Here is a 17,692-nt window from a genome sequence, read left to right on the forward strand (position 1 = left end):
GTCGTCGCTGGCCACGCCGGCCAGCAGCGCCTCGCGCACGGCCGCTTCCACCGCCTCGAGTCCGTCGTCGAGCACTGCGGCCAGCACCCGCACGAACCGCCGGTCGGCATCGTCACCGACGCCAAGCTTGCGCCGCAGTCGTGCCAGCGCAGGCGGCAGCTCCCAGCCCTGGAACGGCGCGCCGTTCCGCAGGGCGCCCGGCTTGGTCGCCAACACCGGCAGATAATGCCACGGGTCGTAGATGGTCCGGTCCCGGCCTAAAAGCCGGGGATGGTCGGCGACGACTTCCCCGTCGCAGCGCACGACGATGCGGTCGGCATAGGCGCGGACCTGAACGGCACGTCGCACTACCCTGGCAGAAACGGAGTAGCGGTTGCGGTCGAAGCTGATGAGGCATGTGCCGCTTACCGCATGCTCGCTCTCATGAAAGCCGTCGAAGGGTGCGACAACAGGCTGGAGCACGCTGCGCTCGGCAGCCCAGGCCTGAGCAACCGTCAGTTCCTTCTGCTCGGGATGCTGGTGCAACTCTGCCCAGCGCCGACACTCGGCCTCCAGCCAACCGTTCAGCTCCTCGAGGCTGGTAAATCGCAGGCGTGGCTGGAAGAAGCGGCCGCGTGCGGTTTGCACCTGGTTCTCGACCTGACCTTTCTCCCAGCCCGACGCCGGCGAGCAGGCGGTCGGCTCGACCATGTAATGGTTGGCCATGACCAGGAAGCGCCGGTTGAAGACACGCTCCTTGCCCGTGAACACGCTCGTGACCGCCGTCTTCATGTTGTCGTAGATGCCGCGCCTCGGCACACCTCCGAAGAAGGCAAACGCCCGCGCATGCGCGTCGAACAGCATCTCCTGTGTCTCGCGGGGATAGGCTCGCACATACATTGCCCGCGACGCGCATAGCCGGACATGCGCGACCTTCACTTGGCAATCGGCTTGCCCGAAATCTCCACGTCCTCGTGGCTCCAGTCGAACTGGTAAGCCTCGCCCGGCCGGAACAGCAGCGGGATGAACGCCGGCGCATTCATCACGTCGCGACGTCGCGCCCGGCGCCAGCGGGCCGCATAACGCCGCACCGCGTCGTACGAGCCGTCGAACCCCTCGCGCAGCAGCAGGTCGTGGATGCGCGTGAGGCGCAGCTGCTCGCGCCGCGGCCGTGCCTCATCTTCCTCCAGCAACGCATCCAGTCGCGCCTGAAATGGCCCCAGCTTCGGCAGCGGCTGTACCTCCCGCCGATACCCCATGTCCGCTTCCGGCGCCCGGATCGCCTTGCGCACCACCTTGCGCGACAGGTGCAGGTCCCGCGCTATCGCCTTGATGGCCTTCCCCGACGCGGGCTCGCGCCGGATCCTCAACACCCTCTCCAATACCAGCATCCCGATCTCGCCGCCTGACACACCGCCAAGCGAACAGCCTAGACCAACGGGATGAGGGCTCCCTTTTCGACGCCGATCCACAGGATCATCTACACGACAAATGCCATCGAGGCGCTCAATTCGAAGCTGCGCCGGGCGGTTCGTGCCCGTGGGCATTTCCCCAGCGACGAGGCTACCGCCAAGCTGCTCTACCTGATCTTGAACCGTTCGGAAAAAGAGTGGAAGATGCCGCCACGTGAGTGGACCATGGCCAAGGCCCAGTTCGCCGTCATCTTCGGTGAACGCTTCATCAAGGCCATGGCGGCGTAATGTTCATCCGCCCGCCCACACACGAAATTCCTGACAGTCCCCAAGCCGCTGCCGGACAAGGCACCGCACGGCCACTGGATGACGTCGACTTTCGTCGCTGGCCTGCGCCATGACGGGATCGCCGCTCCCATGCTGATCGACACGCCCCCTTCGACAAGCTCAGGACAGGCATGACCGGCCGCATCTTCCAGCAATGGCTGACCGATCACCTCATCCCCGAACTGCCGCCAGGCAGCATCGTGGTGTGCGACAACCTGGCCGCACACGAGGTCGACGGCGTCCGCCAATGCCTTGAGAAGGCCGGCATGGGTCTACTCTATCTTCCGCCCTATAGCCCCGACTTCAATCCGATCGAGCAGGCCTTCGCCAAGATAAAGACACTATTGCGCCGTGCAGCACCACGCTCGTTCGATGCCACCCTCGACGCGCTCAAGCACATCCTTCAACGCTTCCACCCCGTCGAATGCGCAAACTACCTTCGACACTCAGGATATGTGCAATCGTGATCGATTCTGCCTCTAGTTCCAACTGGATGAAGAAACCGGGGGGCACGTCAATGCCTTCATGAGGATCTCGTTGGCCCGGCGAAGCTCCTTCACTTCGCGCTCCAGCAGCTTCAGCCGGGCGCGATCATCAGCCGTCAGCGCCATTGGCCCAGCCAGTCGGCCAGCCTCATCCCGGCACCAGCGACGCAGCGTCTCCGCCGTACAGCCGATCCTGCCGGCGATCGACACCATCGCGTTCCATTTCGAACGGTAATCCGCCCGGTGCTCGCCTACCATCCGGACCGCGCGTTCGCGGACCTCAGGCGAAAACTTATTCGTCGTCTTGCTCATTCCGATGCTTCTACTCACAAGTGGGAGCCTCCGGAAAACCCGGGACGCTTCAAGGCTTCTTGTGATCCATCAGGCCCAACCCGTGAGGACACCATCGCTCAATGTGCCAGCTCTGGGCACCCGTGCGCGAAATGTTGCCGGTGAAGGACTAATCAAAGTCAACGTGCCGCCATGCGCCTGCATGACTTGGCGTGCCAAGCTGAGTCCGATCCCGCTTCCGCTGGGCTTTGAGGTGTAAAAGGGGCGAAAAATGCCATGCACGCGATCCGGCGGGATGCCACGTCCGTTGTCGCGTACCTCGATTGTGAGCACGTCATCGTCCATACTGGCACGAATATTGATCAGACCAGAAGAAGCGCCACCGTGCTCGATCGCCTCGACGGCATTCTGCAACAATGCCCAACATGCCTGATTCATCTGGTCGCGATCGATATCAACACACAAGCCGGGTTCAGTGTCGATCGAAAGATGAACATCTGGCCAGCGACTCGCAAACAGCCGGGCAAGGTCATTGAGCATATCTTCAATTGACACGAGCAACCGCAAAGGCGGCGGCAGACGTGCCAGTTCGCGATAGGCCTCGGTGAAACGCCGCAGCCCCTCGGCGCGTCGCGCAAGCGTCGTCAGAATTTCCGCAAGCAGGGCTGGATTCTCGTCACGAGCCTCGGCCGCAACTATTCCGCACTCAGCCTGCGATACGATTGGGACCAGCCCGTTCAGCATTTCGTGACCCAGTACCTGAATCATCTCGGCGCTCGCGCGCGCCTCTGCGGTGCGCTCCTCGCTTTCGATATCAATCAGTGCCACCACCGATCGGTCCCCGACCTCCACCCTGTCGGTACGCCAGTTCCGGTCGGCGTGGCGCAGATGCGTGGCATCTCGGTCGAACAGCGGCGTCGGGGGCGGCAATATCCGGTCGTCGGTCGCGAAGAGACGGCGCGCCGCCCGGTTCATCGTCCGCACCGTCCCGCCGGCGACCAGCACCAACGGCGTTGGCGAAGCATCGAGCAGCAGGTGATGCGCGATTTGCGCCTCGTCGGGCGCGCCGGGCGCCGCGACCGGGGCGGCTGGGTGCCGCTTCACCAGAAACAGATTGGCCGCGAGCAACCATACCAGCAACAGGAGCGCGCCGGACGATGCCAGCCATAGACCATGCATACTCGCCATCCCGGCCGCCATACCGGACAGCCCCAGTCCCGATCCGACGAGCAAGGCATGACCTTCGCGTCTAGAGACCATACTGCGCCATCCGGCGATAAAGGGTGCCACGGCTTAGGCCTAATGCCACAGCCGCGCGCGATACGTTGTGGCGATGCTCCTTCAATGCGGCCTCGATCATCAGCTTCTCGGCATCCTGCACCCGGAATACCGATGCAGTCTCGGCTGCCGAAGCGGTGACCGGCATGACCGGCCGGATCGCGGCGACGTCGATCAGGCCATCGTCCGACAGCACGACCGCACGTTCGATGGCCATCGCCAACCCGCGTACCTCGTCCGGCCAGTCGGTGATGGCGACGAACGCCTCCGCCGCTGGCGTCAGTCGCGGGGCGGCATGGCCATAGGTTTCACCAGCAACGCTTGCAAAGTGACGGGCGAGCAGCACCGCGTCCTCTCGACGTTCCGAGAGCGGCGGCACCGCGATCTCGACGGTGCAGAGCCGTCGGCGCAGTGCCGGGGACAGTGCAGCGGCATTGTCGACGATGGTGATGCAACGTAGGCCCGGCACCAGCCGATCGAACAGCCGTGCCTGCGCGTGCGCAGCCAGTTGATCGGCGTGGCGCAGTATGATCGTGCCGGTGGTCTGGCCCAGAGCGGGCCATTGGTCGGGATCGCTCAGGTCGACCCGTGTCGGCTTGGTCTCGGCAGTGGAGGACGATGCGTGCAGCGCCTCGGCGACCAGGGAGCGTCCGGTGCCGGATACTCCGGTGACACATATAGAGGCGATCGTCGGTCCGACCCTCCGGACAAGCGCACGGACGCGTTCGATCGCGGCCGATGCCCCAAGTAGAGCGCCGCCTGCCGACGGACCGATAGCCGCAGACTGCTGGACCGCGCTGTTGCCCGCGTTTCGCCTGATCGCGGTGTCGACCTTGCCGAGTAGATCGTCCTTGCGCCACGGTTTGATGATGACGTCGCGAGCGCCCGCCTGCATGGCCGTTACAGCGATGCGGATGCCGCTATGGGCGGTGATGACCACGACGCACGCACGGGGATCGCCCGCGACGATTCGGGCGAGACAGGCTAGCCCCTCCTGGCCGTCCGAGCGGCCCGAGGTGAAGTTCATATCGAGCAGGATCGCGTCATAGCGACGACGCGCGAGCATCGAATAGGCGCTGTCGGGGTCGGTGGCGATCTCAACCCGATACCCAGCCAGTCGAAACAGGATCTCCGTCGTACGACCGACGACCTTATCGTCCTCGATAATCAGGATTTCGCCGGGTATTGACGTGTGGTCGGAGTGTCCGGCTGCGGACATAGTGTTCGCCGACGAGGGATCGCCTGTGCGCGATGCTGAGCAGAATTGTTCATTCATAGCGACTTAGCTTTTCGGATCATGGACAGTGACATCATGTCCATGATGACCGAACCACCCACATACGCAACACCAGCGCCAGCCCGCTATGAACAGGCGGATCGACGGTGCACGGCACCATGCTGGTTGAGCCGGAAAGTGGGCGAAAGATCGGACTTCAGGCGCAACCGCCTTGGCCAGGTGGCCCGGGTAGCTCAGACCGCGCTGCACCACCTGCGCGGGGACATCACCGCACCTCGCCTGCTGCTGATCCTACTACTGCCGGGACATAAGCGATGAACCATTTCGCACTCACCTCGCTTTATCGATCGCTGACCCGTCACAAGCTCTATACCGCGCTGAACATCGGTGGGCTCGGAGTAGGGATCGCCGTGTTCCTGGTTCTGGGCCTTTATGTCCGGTTCGAGACGAGCTTCGAGCGGTGGCTGCCGCATCATGACGAACTCTATGTCGTGCAGACCCAACTCCAAATCCCCGGTAGCCCCTTCAATGGAGCCTATCCGGTAGCAATGCCGGGACTGCTGGAAGAGATGCGCCAGGATTTCCCCAGCCTGATCGGTACGCGCATCCGTGGCGGCAAGCAGGGAGGCAGCGTCATCCGCGAAAACGACGCGATCGGGGCCGACGTGGCGCAGGTCGATCCGTCCTTTTTCGACGTCTTTGATATCCCCATGGCGCGCGGAGACGGGCGACGAGCCCTCGCCGATCCGTCGGGTGTGCTGCTCAGCCGGACAGAGGCGCAACGGCTGTTCGGCGATGCGGACCCCATCGGCCAGAGCCTCACGATCGCGGTCGATGCGCCGCAGGTCTACCGCGTTGCGGGAGTCTTCGAGGACCTGCCCAAAACCACCGACCTTCAGGCAAATATCCTGATCCCGATGCCGCGCACACCGCCGCCGCCGGTGCAATGGTCCTGGTACCGATGGGGCATGGTGGATGGCGCCACCTATTTGCGTTTTCCTGATGCGGCGGCGGCGCGCGCGTTCGAGGCGAAGATGCCCGCGTTCGTCCAACGTCATGCCGGGCAGGATCTGGGACCCGATCCGGCCAAGATCATCGCGCTTTCACTGCTTCCGCTCACGCGGCTGCACCTGCAACCGCCCGGCGGGGCGGAGAGCAGTGGTCGCACGCTGACGATCGTGACGCTGGGGTTGGTGGGCATGCTGACCCTGCTGATCGCGATCATCAATTATGTGAACCTCGCAACTGCCCAGTCGGGCCTGCGCGCCCGCGAAGTAGCGATGCGCAAGGTACTGGGTGCGGACCGGGGAAGGCTGATCCGCCAGTTCCTCGGCGAGGCGGCCGCCATGGCGGCGGTCGCCAGCCTGCTCGGCATGATCCTGGCGGAGGTCAGCCTGCCCGTCGTCAACGCGGCGGGGGGCCTTTCGCTAAACTTTCCCTATGCCTTGGCGCTGCCCGTGCTGGTGGCGCTCGTCCTGGTCATCGCCTTCGCGGCGGGTTTCTATCCGGCGGTCCTCCTGTCCCGCTTTCCGGCCGCTGCCGTGCTGGCCTCGACGCGGGCGCCGGGGGGTGGGCGCAGCGGCGCGCGGTTTCGCGAGATGTTGGTTGTGATCCAGTTCGGTCTGGCGATCGCCTTCATGATCGGCACGGTCGTGCTCGTGGAGCAGACCGCGCATGTCCGGCGATCCGATCTGGGTTTTCGTCGTGAGGGGTTGTTGGTCATACCCTCGCTGGCAGACAAGCGGATCTTTCCCACTCAGGCCCGACCGATCCTCGACGCCCTGCGTCGCTTGCCCGGTGTGATTTCGGTCGGATCGAGCAGTTCGGCCCCCGGCATGGTCAATGCCAGCCTCGATATGATCGAGCAACCAAGCGGGCCGGGCGTGACGGTCAACAACATCCCCGTCGGGCCTGATTTTTTTCGCACCTACGCACCCCGACTGCTTGCCGGGCGGGTCTTTGACGATGCGCATGGTGGCGACGATTCGAGCGACTGGACCAAGTGGAAAAATGGCCGCAACGTCGTCATCAATCGCAAGGCGCTTGAGCAGCTTGGCTTCCGCACACCCGAAGAGGCGATCGGCAAGACCGTTGGGCGTGGTGCTCCGCGCACGATTATTGGCGTGATCGACCAGCTCCGTTTCGCGTCGCCCCGCACGGCCGAAACCGCTACCGTGTATCAATATGCCCGGGATGTGCCGACGTCCGCCGTTGCCGCCATCCGCTACACGGGCGACACCGCCGCGATGCTGGCCCGCATCCGGTCGACTTGGCGTCGCCTGTCACCGCAGGTGCCGTTGGTCGTCGGCACCGCAGATCAGCGGCTGGCGGACTTCTACAAAGCCGATGAGCAGGCCACGCGGCTATTCGGGATCGGCGCGGGGTTGGCGGCGCTGATCTCCTGCGTCGGCCTGTGGGGGCTGGCATCGTTCAACACGGCGCGGCGGGTGAAGGAGATCGGCATCCGCAAAACGCTGGGTGCGTCATCGGCCGATATCGTCAAATTGCTGGTGGGGCAGTTCCTGCGACCTGTGCTCCTCGCCAATATCGTCGCCTGGCCCCTGGCCTATGTCGCGATGCGAATTTGGCTGGCAGGGTTCGATGACCGGATTACCTTGTCGCCGCTCTTCTTTGCCGGTGCCACCCTGCTGGCGCTCGTGATCGCCATGCTTACCGTATTGGGCCAGGCGCTGCACGCCAGCCGCGCGACTCCCGCATGGGCATTGCGCCATGACTAAAGCCGCTTTGTCCAACGGCACCCTCTTGCAAACTGGGGGCGAAATTCAGAGGCGTAGCAGGAGACGGCGGCGCAGGCATCGAGCCCTACCCCACCATCACGGTAGCAGTCATTTGGGCGTGCGCTCGCTCACCAGCGGGCCGCTGAGGCGGTCGAGACCCAATTTGCGGTCATTCAGAGGTCCACAACCACCCCTAGAAAGCGGACGCTCATCAATCGCAGAAAGGCCGCTATTTGCTCAGGCAGCATCGCCCTACTGATCTGCATTCGTCAGACCTTCGATGACGATCGCCGTCCCCTGCGGAGGCCAGGGGGAAACCCTGTGCGTGATCCTATGAAAGAGATTCGACGCGAGATGATGAGCGAGCCGTAGCTTCAGCCGCAGCATTGACGATCCGTCGAACCACGTCAGATCAAGCCCGGCAAACTGGCTTGGGAACGGCATGACGGCGCCGTCCATCATGGCCTGCCCTGGTACCGCAGCGCTGACCACCAACCCGAGCCTGCCCCAACGACCGACCTGATAGAATGCGTGGCAGGCTCGTTGCAAATCGCTTGCAAGTCAGACAGCTAAGCTCATACATTGCGATTTAATGACATCTACCATCCCCGACACGTCACGGGACCGTCGGATAGAAGATCCGACAAATCTCTGGATTATTCATCCAGCGGCACGCTTTCTTGTGCCCTGGTTCATCGCGCGTGGAATCTCGGCCAATGCCGTTTCGCTGGCCGGGCTGGCTTTGGGCACATCAGCGGCGTTGGCCTACAGCCAGTGGGAAATGTGGCCTTTTGCCGTTGTCGGCCTGCTGCTGTCCGTCTGCTGGCTTGTCGCAGACGGCCTGGATGGGATGATCGCGCGGGCCACAGGCACAGCCAGCCCGCTGGGACGCGCGCTGGATGGGCTGTGCGACCATGGCGTTTTCGTCCTGATCTATGTTTCGCTGGCCTTCTCCATCGGCACATTGCAAGATTGGATACTGGCGGTGGCTGCAGGCATCGCACATATGGTCCAATCCAACATGTATGAAAGCGAGCGAGCCCGCTTTCACCGGCGCCGGGATGCGGTGGCGAAGATCGCCGGCCCTGCACCCAGCCGCAATCCGCTTGTTCAACTCTATGATCATTGCTGGGGATTATTGGATCGCGTTGCCGCGCGGTTCGACCATGCGCTGGCGCAGCACCAAGCTCCTGCTGAGCTTGCGGCAAGATATGCCACCCTGGCCCTTAGGCCCATGCGGCTGATGAGCCTGTTGTCCGCCAATGTGCGAGTCTATGCCATTTTCCTTGCCTGTCTTTTCGGCAATCCACGCCTGTTCTGGTGGTTTGAAATCATCCCGCTGAACATCATCCTCATCATTGGACTTTTCCAGCATCGCACCGTCGAAAATCGCCTTACAGTGCCGGAAAATCATTTCCCAAATACAGAAGGAAGCAACAGGTAATGCCGGCCATTAATATTGCCATTGTCGGGGTAGGCAACTGCGCCAGCTCTCTCGTGCAGGGGCTTTCCTATTATCGCGAGGGTGCAAACGAAACGGTCGGGCTCATGCATTGGGACTTGGGCGGCTATAAGCCGACCGATATCCATGTCGTAGCTGCTTGGGATATTGACCAACGAAAAGTCGGCAAGGACGTCGCAGAGGCAATCTTCGCCAAGCCCAATTGCACCACCGTCTTTTGCGAAACCGTGCCTCCCACGGGTACCAAGGTACGGATGGGGCATGTTCTTGACGGCGTCGCCGAACATATGTCGGATTATGACGATCATCGGACATTCCTGCTCGCCCGTGACAAGGAGGCCTCCAAAGCAGAGGTGGTCGCCGCCCTGCGCGAGACCAAGACCGATGTGCTGATGAACTATCTGCCGGTGGGTTCGCAGGCCGCCAGTGAGTTCTACGCCGAATGCGCGCTCGAGGCGGGCGTGGCGTTTGTGAACAACATTCCCGTGTTCATTGCCAGTGACCCCGTGTGGGCGGAACGCTTCACCAAGGCTGGCGTGCCGATCATCGGCGACGACATCAAGGCGCAGCTCGGCGCCACCATCGTTCACCGCGTGCTCACCGATCTGTTCGCCAAGCGGGGCGTCAAGCTGGAGCGGACCTACCAGCTCAACACCGGCGGCAACACCGACTTCCTCAACATGTCCAATCATCGCCGCCTTGCCTCGAAGAAAATCTCGAAGACCGAGGCGGTGCAGTCGGTCGCTGCGGAGCGGCTGCACGACGACAATGTTCATATTGGCCCGTCCGACTATGTGCCTTGGCAAAATGACAACAAGATCTGCTTCCTGCGGATGGAAGGGACGATGTTCGGCGGTGTGCCGATGAACCTCGAGTTGCGCCTGTCCGTCGAGGACAGCCCGAACAGTGCAGGCGTCGCCATCGATATGATCCGGTGCGCCAAGCTGGCGAGGGATCGCGGTTTGGCGGGGCCGATCGACGCGGCCTCGGCGTATTTCTGCAAGCATCCGCGTATTCAGATGACCGATGACCTTGCGGCGCAGGCAGTCGACGAGTTCATTGCCGTAGCGGCGGAATGATCGAAACCGGTATCGTTCTCGCGGCAGGCGAAGGCTCACGCCTTCGCACTGTCGCCCCGCTCAAGCCGCTCTGCCACGTAAGCGGGCGGACACTGCTTGCCCATGCCGTGTCCGGCATGGCGCAGGCGGGGTTGGCCCGGACGGTCGTGGTCGTCGGCTATGAGGCAGAGACGATCGAGGCCTATGTCGCGGCGGAAGACTGGCCGATCAAAGTCGAAACCGTACGGGTAAAGGATCATCGCCATCCCAACGGCTCGTCGTTGCTCGCAGCGGAACCACTGTTGTACGGTGAGGAGGCGGTCCTTGCGATGTGCGACCATCTCGTCGAACCGGAATTCTATCGGCGAATGGCCCATGCCGATACGGGGGGCGGCGCATCGCTCGGAATCGACCGTCGGATCGATCACGACTGGATCGATCTTGACGATGTGACGTGCGCTCAGACGGATGGCGACCGCTTGGTCAGCATTGGCAAGGGACTCGCGGTATATGATTGCTTTGATACGGGTGTCTTTGCTGTTGGCAAGGGTCTGTTCGACGCACTCCGCGGATTGGAAAAGCCCTCTCTGACCGAAGGTATGCGGCGCCTGGCAGCCGACCAAGCTGCTGGCATCAGCGATTGCAGCGATCTTGGATGGATAGATGTGGACGATGAGCGGGCATGGCGCATTGCAGAAACGTGGCTCACCACACGTCGTCGCAGCACAGGCGATGCTTAGAGCACCTAACAGAACGGCACCGTGCGGGAATTTAAGCGTCGGTTTGGCATGACCAGACCGCTTCTCCCCGATGATCTCGGGGAAGAGAATAAGCATGGCGTGGAAACTGCGGATTATGCAGCCTGTGCGTTCGGCTGATCTGCCGACGGCATCCAGTTCCAGGGCATGAGTTCGTCCCAGCGGCTGGTTGGCCAGTCGCTTGCGACCGTGGCGATGACGTCGGCGATATAGGGCTGCGGATCGACACCGTTGGCCTTGCAGAACCTGCCCCGGCGAAGGCCGGGGTCTGCAAGACGGCGTAGATAGCTGCGGCGCGCTCGCCGTCTGCGCGAGAACCGACGAACAACCAGTTGCGACGCCCCGCTTCGATCTTGCAGGAACGCCCGGCGCGCTTGTGCCGGTGTTCTGTTGCCCAGCGTCGAGTGCGGCCTGACATTGTTATAGTCGTAGCGCCAGACAGCCAGCTTGCGCCGAGCGTCTCCGAGGCTGTCGAACAGCTCCTCATTCAGGAGCTCCTCGCGCCGCGACCCATGGAACGATTCAATGAACGCATTCTGCTGCGGCCTGCCAGGATCGATGGTGTGCCACTCGACCGTGTTCTACGCTGGCCCACGTCAGGATCGCCCGGCTGGCGAACCCGTTCCGTTATCGCTGACGATGCAAGCCGGTTTGCCATACAGACGCACCAGCGTGTCCAGCTCGCGCGCCACCCTCACGCCCAAGATGCCGGTGTCGCCCAGCAGGCACAGGTTTTCCCGGCAGGCGTCTTCATTGATCGCCAGGATACGCAGCCGACGGTAAGCGCCGAAAGTCTCGGCCGCGAAGTCCATCGACCAGGGATTGCTCGGCCGCAGTGGCACAGGCATCGGCGTCCGGCTGCCGCGGGTCCGGGCGCCGAGGCACCGACAGACCCTCCTCCCGGTATAGCCGGTAGAGCTTCTTGTGGTTCATCATGTGCCTCTTGCGTTCGAGCATGACGCCGACCCGCCCTCATAAACCATGGACCGGCGTAAGGAGGGCTGCCGCCCTGCCCGACCATGTCTTCACCAATCCGCGACCAACCGATGCCCATGATTTCCCACTACCATAGCACTGCGCACTAGCCCCAGCCTTCCGTGGATCCATCTTGTCGGACTTGAGCCATCGATGTTCGTGAAACCTATTCAGCGAGCCATTTTGATCTCGATTGAAATTTAAGGCCAATGGCCAAGCTCCAACGAAAATTTTCGACATGGCGGGGAGCTATCGGTGGATTGCCAGACCTTCTCGTTCGGCCCCCTCGACGATGCAGGATATGGCTATACCTTTGATACGGAAAGACAATTGAAGGATCTTTGTCGGATAGCCATTGCGTGGGCAAAAGCGTCGACGCACCGAACACCCAGAATACTCCAATGAAATCATTATGTTGCGCAAAGACGTCATTAGACGGCCATTTCTTTCAAATTCATTTGTCAGGCATTTGGCTTTGTGCCATGTAGCGCTCGAACCGCATTTTAGCGGACAGACATTTTGGGGGGAGGATCTATGCGAGATATTGCATCGCGCTGGCTGTTCGGCGCGTCCGTCGTTGCGATCGCAACTGGTGGCATTCATAACATCGCCCATGCGCAAACCGCCGTTGCGCCGCCCAAGCGCGGTGCCGAGCTTCACGTGGAGCAGGGTCGCGATCCGAGCCAGCCGACCGGCGCGCTCAATGCGGCGCAGATCGCCGAACAAGGGGTTTCGGATCAGGACATCGTGGTAACCGGCGTTCGGGAATCGCTGCGATCGGCGCAGGCGCTGAAGCGAAACGCCAATCAAATCATCGACTCGGTGCAGGCGCAGGACATCGGCAAGCTGCCCGACGCCAACACGACCGAAGCGTTGCAACGCATCACCGGTGTGCAGATCCAGCGCCGCTACGGCGAAGGCGCGACCGACTTCGATCACCGTACCTCGCCCGCCATCACGGTGCGCGGCCTTACCCAGGTGCAGAACTTCCTCGACGGCCGCGCGATCTATTCGGCATCGGGTGGCCGCGCCTTCGATCTGGAAGGCATTCCCCCCGAATTGCTGGGCGGCATTGACGTCTACAAGAACGCCCCCGCCAATATCATCGAGGGCGGCGTCGGCGCGGCGGTGAACCTGCGCACCCGCCTGCCCTTCGACCAGCCCGGCCAGACGATCAGCGGAACGCTGCGCGGCAACTATTATGACCGCGTCGACAAGTTCGGCTATTCGGCCTCCGGTCTGTACAGCAACCGCTTCGACACCGGCATCGGCGAGATCGGCGTCCTGTTCAACGCCGTCTATTCGACCGCACATTACCGCCAGGACGGCATCCTCGCGAACCCGCAGCAGCCGATACCGGCCGGCAGCGTTTCCGGCGCGCCCGCCAATGCCAAGGCGCCGATGGGGATGCAGGTCTATGACGATCTGGGCGACCGCCGCCGCCTGGGCATCGCCAGCGCGATTCAGTGGCAGGCCGCCGACAATCTGTTGATCACCGGCCAGTATCAGCTCGCGAAATACTGGTTCAATCGGCGCGGAGCCTATTATTACACGGTCAATGGGGGCAGCGAGTCGAACCCGCTGCCGGGTTCGACCTTCACCTTCAACAAGGAAGGCTATGCGACTTCCGGCTCGCTGCGAGGGCAGAATTTCGAAACCGGGCGTTTCGACCAGGAGCTGTGGAGCCAGAGCCAGAACTTCACCCTGGCCGCCGAATGGCAGGCGACGGACCGCGCCAAGGTTCATTTCGACGCCCAGTATCTGAAGAGCTATTACAACGCCGACCGCAACGGCCATGTCCTGTCGCTGTTCACCGCAACCGGGCAGAACACGCCCACCGGATCGCCGCATCCGTCCACCATCGACTTCGACCTGCGCGGCAGCCGCCCGCAATGGGATGTGCGCGACAAGGCGCTGCTCAGCAATCCGGCCAACTACACCACGCCGTTCATCGCCGATGCGCTCCAGCGCAACGACGCGGACACGCTCGCGCTGGCCTATGACATCGAATATGATCTGGAGGGCGGCTTCCTGCAGAAACTGCGCGGCGGTGCGCGCTATTCGGACAATTCGATCGATCTGCGCGGCACCTGGAATGGCGTTTGCCTCTATGCGACCGGACCGGATCCGTCCTGTTCGGCCAAGGACGGCACCCCGCTGATCCCGCTCAGCCGCAATCCCCAGCTGGCGATGCCGGGGCCGTCCAAGAATTTCTTCGACGGACGCAGCGTGACCGGCGGGTTCCTCTATCCCGCCTTCCCCGCTGGCGACGGAGTCTGGGCACAGACCAAGGCGCTGTACGCGCTGTTCGGGGCGCAGACCAAGGACGCCTTCACGCCCGGCGATCTGAATTCGCAGACCGAGAAGACCTATACTGCCTGGGGCACGGTCGATTACGCGTTCGAAGGCGCGGGCCTGCGCTTCGATGGCGGCGTCGGCGTCCGGCTGGTGAAGACCGACCTCACCTCGTTCGGGACGCAGTTCAACTCCAACGGGACCAGCTCGCCGCTCTCGATCCAGAACAGCTACACCCGCGCGCTGCCCAGTGTGAACCTGCGGGCGCGGATCACCGAAGAGTTCCAGATGCGCTTCGCCTATTCAAAGGGGCTGGCGCGGCCGAACTTCGACCAGCTGTCCACGAACCTGACGCTGAACAACCCCAATCAGATCAATCCGATCACCGGGCGTCCCAGCGCCAATTCGGGTAATCCGCGCCTGCGCCCGATTTCCTCGAACAATTTCGATCTGACGGCGGAATGGTATTTTGCTCCCGCCGGATCGCTGACCGGCGGCCTGTTCTACAAGAAGGTCGACGGCTTTCTGGCCAGCGGCGTGATTGTCCAGAATTTCCAGGGGCGCGCCTATGACGTCAATACCGTGCTCAATTCGGGCAAGGGGACCGTCAAGGGTGCGGAGATCGGCTATCAACAGTTCTTCGACTTTCTGCCGGGCCTGCTCAGCGGCCTCGGCATGCAGGCGAATTACACCTATGTCGACTCCAACGTAACCAACCCGTTCGCCATTGCCGGTTCGGGCAACACCCAACTGCCGCTGGAGAAGCTGTCCAAGCATAATTACAATCTGATCGGCCTGTACGAAAAGGGGCCGCTGACCGCACGCCTCGCCTATAACTGGCGGTCGAGCTATCTTGACCAAACCTTCGGTGCGGGCACCAACCAGCCGCAATATGCCAAGCCCTATGCATCACTGGATGCGTCGGTCAGCGTCAATCTGAACAGCCACATCGCGGTTTCCGCCGATGCGGTGAACCTGACCAACCGCATGAACGTCACATATATCGGCACCATGGGGCAGCCGCTTCAGTACCAGCTGAACGATCGCCGCTTCGGCCTGTCGCTCCGCGCAACCTATTGATCCCCACCTGCCGGCATGGTCTGACCATCGGGCCATGCCGGCATTTTTCGTCAGGGGTTGGGAATAGTCATGGCCACGGCGCCCGCGCTGGAATTTGCGATCGATGCAGTGCCGACCATTCGCCATATCGGCCATGAGCGCGAGCCGGTGGTGATTTTGGACGGAGCAACAGGATGGGTCGAGCATTTGCGCGACTTCGCCGCGACCAAATCCACCTTTGCCCCCGCAGCCACGGTGGGCAGCGCCTATCCCGGGCTGCTCGGTCCTGCACCCGTTGCCTATGTCGATGCGATGGTGCGCCGCGTCCTGCCGCTGATTTCGACCCATTTCACGGGCACGCCGGTTCGCCCCGCCCGCGCGCGCGGCAATTTCTCGCTGGTCACGACCGATCCCGCCGCCCTGACCGAGGATCAGCGCGTGCCGCATGTCGACACGGCCGACCGGCTGCAATTCGCGACCGTCCATTTCCTGGCAACCGACAATGACGACGGCACCGCCTTTTTCCGCCACCGCACCACCGGTTTCGAGACATTGGATGCAGAGCGTCTGCCCCGATATCATGCCGCACGCGCGGACGATCCACCACCGCCCGCTGGCTATTGCACCGATGGCGATGCCGCCTTCGAGATGATCGACGTCATTGCCGCCCGGCCCGACCGGCTGATCCTCTACCGTGCGAACCTGCTGCACTCGGGATGGATCACCCGCCTGCCCGCCCACGCCGCAGACCCCGGAATGGGGCGGCTGACCGGCAATCTGTTCCTCCAATGCAGGCTGGCGGCATGAGCGGCGATGCTCCCATCGGCCGGATCGCCATCATCGGCGGAGGTACCGCGGGCTGGATGGCCGCCGCCGCGCTGGCCCGCGTGCTGGGACCAGAGGGTCCCGCGATTACCCTGGTCGAATCCGAGGAAATCGGCACCGTCGGTGTCGGCGAGGCCACCATCCCGCCGATCCAGGCCTTCAACGCGCTGCTCGGCATCGACGAAGACGATTTCATCCGGGCGACCCAAGGGACCTTCAAGCTGGGGATCGAATTCGTCGACTGGTTGCGCCCCGGCCATCGCTATTTCCACCCCTTCGGGGTCTACGGCATCGACAAGGGCGCCATCCCATTCGAGGCGATGTGGCAGCGGCTGCGGCTGGCAGGCGAAGCCCTGCCGCTCGAGGCCTATTCGATCTGCGCGGCGGCGGCCCGTAGCGGGCGGTTCATGCGGCCCCAGCCCGGCAACACCCCGCTCGCGCATATCGGCTATGCCTTTCATTTCGACGCGGCGCTCTATGCCCGTTTCCTGCGCGGCCATGCCGAAGCCGCCGGTGTTCGCCGCGAGGAAGGTCGCGTCGTATCGGTCGAACGCGGCGGCCCGCGTGATTTTATCGAAGCCGTCATGCTGGCCGATGGGCGCCGGATCGCGGCCGACCTCTTCATCGATTGTTCGGGCTTTCGCGGTCTGCTGATCGACGATGCCATGGGCGCGGGGTTCGAGGATTGGGGGCATTGGCTGCCCAATGACCGCGCGGTTGCAGTGCCCACCGCCAACGCCGGACCGCCAGCGCCCTTCACCCGCTCGACCGCGCATGGGGCGGGCTGGCAATGGCGTATCCCGCTTCAGCACCGCACGGGCAATGGCCTGGTCTATGCCAGCCGCCACCTGTCCGATGACGAGGCCGTAGCGACGTTGCTCGCTCATCTCGACGGTGCGCCGCTGGCCGATCCACGTCCCTTGCATTTCCGCACCGGACGGCGCGACCGGTTCTGGATTGGCAACTGCGTGGCCCTGGGGCTGGCCGGGGGCTTCCTGGAGCCTTTGGAGTCGACGAGCATCCATCTGATCCAGGCGGGGATCGCCCGATTGTTGGAAATGCTGCCCACCCAGGCGTTCGAACCGGCGGATACACGCCGCTACAACCGGTTGATGGCGGCGGAATTCGACAGCGTTCGCGACTTCCTCATCCTGCATTTCCACGCCACCGAACGGCGCGACACGGCCTATTGGCGGGAATTGGCAAGCATGGACATCCCCGAAACGCTGGCCGAGCGGCTGGCCATTTATGCCCGCACGGGCCGGGTCTATCGCGAAGCGGACGAGTTGTTCACCAAGACCAGCTGGCTGGCCGTGATGGACGGACAGGGCCTGATCGCAAGCGGCCATGATCCGCTGGCTCAGGGTATGCCGATGGACGAACTCCGCGCCCGGCTGGACCGGATTGCGGCGGTGACGCAGGCGGCGGCCGGACACATGGCCGCCCATGCGGACTTCCTCGCGCGACATTGTTCCGCCCGGAACTGATCCGGGCGGCCACCATCATCTGCAGG

The 17,692-nt window shown here is 63.0% G+C and carries 12 protein-coding genes and 5 pseudogenes; 10 read left to right on the top strand and 7 right to left on the bottom strand.

Annotated features, from left to right (window positions below):
* Positions 1-1,370, bottom strand: a pseudogene (gene istA / locus SP5_RS13685) (IS21 family transposase); the annotation flags it as partial.
* A gap of 63 nt (positions 1,371-1,433) precedes the next feature.
* Here istA and SP5_RS13690 point away from each other — a divergent pair.
* A pseudogene (locus SP5_RS13690) lies at positions 1,434-1,679 on the top strand (transposase); the annotation flags it as partial.
* Between the two features lie 170 nt (positions 1,680-1,849).
* Entirely contained in the window at positions 1,850-2,185 is a 336-nt protein-coding gene (locus tag SP5_RS13695; RefSeq protein WP_042489778.1) for a transposase, read from the top strand.
* A gap of 51 nt (positions 2,186-2,236) precedes the next feature.
* Here SP5_RS13695 and SP5_RS13700 read toward each other — a convergent pair.
* The 3 genes and pseudogenes from SP5_RS13700 to SP5_RS13710 all read right to left on the bottom strand — a co-directional run.
* Positions 2,237-2,515: pseudogene (locus tag SP5_RS13700) on the bottom strand (transposase); the annotation flags it as partial.
* A gap of 69 nt (positions 2,516-2,584) precedes the next feature.
* A complete protein-coding gene (locus SP5_RS13705; protein ID WP_245613501.1) occupies positions 2,585-3,727 on the bottom strand; it encodes a sensor histidine kinase in 1,143 nt (380 codons plus the stop codon).
* Positions 3,728-3,743: 16 nt separating this feature from the next.
* On the bottom strand, positions 3,744-4,991 hold the full coding sequence (locus SP5_RS13710; protein WP_042489784.1) for a sigma-54-dependent transcriptional regulator: 1,248 nt from the start codon (positions 4,989-4,991) through the stop codon (positions 3,744-3,746).
* A gap of 332 nt (positions 4,992-5,323) precedes the next feature.
* On the opposite strand from SP5_RS13710, the gene SP5_RS13715 reads away from it, so the two are divergent.
* Positions 5,324-7,747 carry an ABC transporter permease gene (locus SP5_RS13715; protein ID WP_042489786.1) on the top strand — a complete coding sequence of 808 codons (2,424 nt, stop codon included), beginning with the start codon at positions 5,324-5,326 and terminating at the stop codon, positions 7,745-7,747.
* Positions 7,748-7,999: 252 nt separating this feature from the next.
* Here SP5_RS13715 and SP5_RS13720 read toward each other — a convergent pair whose 3' ends face one another.
* A complete protein-coding gene (locus SP5_RS13720) occupies positions 8,000-8,209 on the bottom strand; it encodes a glutathione S-transferase family protein (RefSeq protein WP_042489788.1) in 210 nt (69 codons plus the stop codon).
* Positions 8,210-8,339: 130 nt separating this feature from the next.
* On the opposite strand from SP5_RS13720, the gene SP5_RS13725 reads away from it, so the two are divergent.
* The 3 genes from SP5_RS13725 to SP5_RS13735 are packed head-to-tail and all read left to right on the top strand — an operon-like array spanning position 8,340 to position 11,007.
* Entirely contained in the window at positions 8,340-9,191 is an 852-nt protein-coding gene (locus tag SP5_RS13725) for a CDP-alcohol phosphatidyltransferase family protein (RefSeq protein ID WP_042489790.1), read from the top strand.
* On the top strand, positions 9,191-10,288 hold the full coding sequence (locus tag SP5_RS13730) for an inositol-3-phosphate synthase (protein WP_042489792.1): 1,098 nt from the start codon (positions 9,191-9,193) through the stop codon (positions 10,286-10,288). The genes SP5_RS13725 and SP5_RS13730 overlap by 1 nt, the downstream gene beginning before the upstream one ends.
* The gene (locus SP5_RS13735) at positions 10,285-11,007 is read left to right on the top strand and encodes a phosphocholine cytidylyltransferase family protein (protein WP_042489795.1); all 723 of its coding nucleotides are present in this window, start codon (positions 10,285-10,287) and stop codon (positions 11,005-11,007) included. The genes SP5_RS13730 and SP5_RS13735 overlap by 4 nt, the downstream gene beginning before the upstream one ends.
* A gap of 113 nt (positions 11,008-11,120) precedes the next feature.
* On the opposite strand, the pseudogene SP5_RS19995 reads toward SP5_RS13735, so the two are convergent.
* A pseudogene (locus tag SP5_RS19995) lies at positions 11,121-11,377 on the bottom strand (transposase domain-containing protein); the annotation flags it as partial.
* On the opposite strand from SP5_RS19995, the gene SP5_RS20000 reads away from it, so the two are divergent.
* A complete protein-coding gene (locus tag SP5_RS20000) occupies positions 11,314-11,451 on the top strand; it encodes a DUF3649 domain-containing protein (RefSeq protein ID WP_369386093.1) in 138 nt (45 codons plus the stop codon). The pseudogene SP5_RS19995 and the gene SP5_RS20000 sit on opposite strands and share 64 nt — an antisense overlap.
* Here SP5_RS20000 and SP5_RS13740 read toward each other — a convergent pair.
* Positions 11,388-11,994 (bottom strand): annotated as a pseudogene (locus tag SP5_RS13740) (integrase core domain-containing protein); the annotation flags it as partial. The gene SP5_RS20000 and the pseudogene SP5_RS13740 overlap by 64 nt on opposite strands.
* 540 nt (positions 11,995-12,534) lie before the next feature.
* Between SP5_RS13740 and SP5_RS13745 the strand changes: the two are divergent.
* The 3 genes from SP5_RS13745 (at position 12,535) to SP5_RS13755 (ending at position 17,666) form a co-directional block, all read left to right on the top strand.
* A complete protein-coding gene (locus SP5_RS13745) occupies positions 12,535-15,375 on the top strand; it encodes a TonB-dependent receptor (RefSeq protein ID WP_084220695.1) in 2,841 nt (946 codons plus the stop codon).
* Positions 15,376-15,444: 69 nt separating this feature from the next.
* A complete protein-coding gene (locus tag SP5_RS13750; RefSeq protein ID WP_042489798.1) occupies positions 15,445-16,161 on the top strand; it encodes a DUF6445 family protein in 717 nt (238 codons plus the stop codon).
* The gene (locus SP5_RS13755; protein ID WP_042489905.1) at positions 16,158-17,666 is read left to right on the top strand and encodes a tryptophan halogenase family protein; all 1,509 of its coding nucleotides are present in this window, start codon (positions 16,158-16,160) and stop codon (positions 17,664-17,666) included. The genes SP5_RS13750 and SP5_RS13755 overlap by 4 nt, the downstream gene beginning before the upstream one ends.
* The last annotated feature ends 26 nt before the right edge of the window (positions 17,667-17,692 follow it).

This window comes from Sphingomonas parapaucimobilis NBRC 15100, from assembly GCF_000787715.1.
In the GTDB taxonomy this organism is placed as follows: domain Bacteria; phylum Pseudomonadota; class Alphaproteobacteria; order Sphingomonadales; family Sphingomonadaceae; genus Sphingomonas; species Sphingomonas parapaucimobilis.

Excerpts from the sequence above, each read along its gene's own strand:
- SP5_RS13710 (WP_042489784.1), bottom strand. The coding sequence starts at position 4,991 with ATGTCCGCAGCCGGACACTCCGACCACACGTCAATACCCGGCGAAATC.
- SP5_RS13715 (WP_042489786.1), top strand. The coding sequence starts at position 5,324 with ATGAACCATTTCGCACTCACCTCGCTTTATCGATCGCTGACCCGTCAC.
- SP5_RS13720 (WP_042489788.1), bottom strand. The coding sequence starts at position 8,209 with ATGATGGACGGCGCCGTCATGCCGTTCCCAAGCCAGTTTGCCGGGCTT.
- SP5_RS13735 (WP_042489795.1), top strand. The coding sequence starts at position 10,285 with ATGATCGAAACCGGTATCGTTCTCGCGGCAGGCGAAGGCTCACGCCTT.
- SP5_RS13745 (WP_084220695.1), top strand. The coding sequence starts at position 12,535 with ATGCGAGATATTGCATCGCGCTGGCTGTTCGGCGCGTCCGTCGTTGCG.
- SP5_RS13750 (WP_042489798.1), top strand. The coding sequence starts at position 15,445 with ATGGCCACGGCGCCCGCGCTGGAATTTGCGATCGATGCAGTGCCGACC.
- SP5_RS13730 (WP_042489792.1), top strand. The coding sequence starts at position 9,191 with ATGCCGGCCATTAATATTGCCATTGTCGGGGTAGGCAACTGCGCCAGC.
- SP5_RS13695 (WP_042489778.1), top strand. The coding sequence starts at position 1,850 with ATGACCGGCCGCATCTTCCAGCAATGGCTGACCGATCACCTCATCCCC.
- SP5_RS13725 (WP_042489790.1), top strand. The coding sequence starts at position 8,340 with ATGACATCTACCATCCCCGACACGTCACGGGACCGTCGGATAGAAGAT.
- SP5_RS13755 (WP_042489905.1), top strand. The coding sequence starts at position 16,158 with ATGAGCGGCGATGCTCCCATCGGCCGGATCGCCATCATCGGCGGAGGT.